Consider the following 1,165-nt stretch of genomic DNA (forward strand, 5'->3'; position numbering starts at 1 on the left):
TAGGTCGTAGACTCATAAGCGCGCAGCCACAGCCGCATTGAGGCGAGCTGGACCATGGCGAGGAAGTTGGCCGCGAGCTTGTCATAGCGGGTGGCGACGCGACGGAAGTGCTTCAGCTTGGAGAAGAACCGCTCGATCAGGTTGCGCTCGCGGTAGAGCCGCTTGCTGAAGCAGGGCTTCCACTTGCGGTTGCTCTTGGGCGGGATGTTGGGCGTGGCGCCCTGGTCCTGGATCAACTCACGGATGCGGTCGGCGTCGTAGGCCTTGTCCGCCAGCACGACGGTGCGCGAGCCAAGATGATCCAGCAGGCGGTCTACGATCTGCCCGTCGTGCGTCTGCCCTGCGGTAAGGGCAAGCCTGATCGGGAGGCCTTGCGCGTCGACGACGACGTGGATCTTGGTTGTAAGCCCGCCTCGGCTGCGACCGAGACAATGATCTGGCCCCCCCTTTTTGCCGTCGCAGCCTGCTGGTGCGCCCGGATGGAAGTGCTGTCGATCATCTGGATCTCGCCGTCGTGTGCGGCGCTGATGGCGTCCATCAGCCGGTCCCATACGCCTGCCTTGCGCCATCGATTGAAGCGGTTGTAGCAGGTGGTGCGCGGACCATAGCGCTCGGGCAGGTCGCACCATGGTGCGCCGGATCGCAGCACCCAGAAGATGCCGTTCAGCACGCGCCTGTCATCGACGCGCGGCACGCCCCTGGGCTTGTTGGGCAGCAGCGGCTCGATCACGCGCCACTCGAAGTCGGTCAGGTCATATCGGCTCATGCCGAGGCTGAATCAGAGTTTGACACGATATGGAAGCTGTCGATTGGCATTCGCCTACTTGCGGGCTCTCCACGTTGCCCCGAAGATAGAACGATGCTGCTGCTATTAGCCGCCCTCGCTGCTTCTCCTCATCCCACATGGTGGGCCGATTTTCAGCGAACCTACAAACGGTGTGGGCTTGTCTTCAATGTCGACGGTTCTGGTCCCGCAGGCGACGGCGTGTTGATCGAAGAGGATTTCTCTGGCCTGATCCTGAGCAGCGACCGCCACCGCCCACAGAAGCCAATCGGATGCATCGCCCAATGGGCAAAGACTACCGGCATCAAGGTTCGCTATCGAAGGTTCTGACCCGCGCGGCACTGCAGATACGGAAATTCCCGTTTATGGGTTTACGACCTA

At 61.7% G+C, this 1,165-nt stretch carries 2 protein-coding genes; one reads left to right on the top strand and one right to left on the bottom strand.

Going from position 1 to position 1,165, the window contains the following annotated elements; genetic code table 11:
• Positions 1-766, bottom strand: a protein-coding gene (locus BLS13_RS20190) for an IS5 family transposase (protein ID WP_143012045.1) whose coding sequence is annotated in 2 segments (ribosomal slippage) — positions 1-439 and positions 439-766 — 767 coding nt annotated over the 2 segments. Because the reading frame shifts where the segments join, the coding sequence is not laid out codon by codon here. This gene is flagged as partial in the annotation.
• Between the two features lie 93 nt (positions 767-859).
• Between BLS13_RS20190 and BLS13_RS20545 the strand changes: the two genes are divergently transcribed.
• A complete protein-coding gene (locus BLS13_RS20545; RefSeq protein WP_143012046.1) occupies positions 860-1,114 on the top strand; it encodes a hypothetical protein in 255 nt (84 codons plus the stop codon).
• Positions 1,115-1,165: the final 51 nt, after the last annotated feature.

The organism is Sphingomonas sp. YR710 (assembly GCF_900101455.1).
Taxonomy (GTDB): Bacteria; Pseudomonadota; Alphaproteobacteria; order Sphingomonadales; family Sphingomonadaceae; genus Rhizorhabdus.

Excerpts from the sequence above, each read along its gene's own strand:
- BLS13_RS20545 (WP_143012046.1), top strand. The coding sequence starts at position 860 with ATGCTGCTGCTATTAGCCGCCCTCGCTGCTTCTCCTCATCCCACATGG.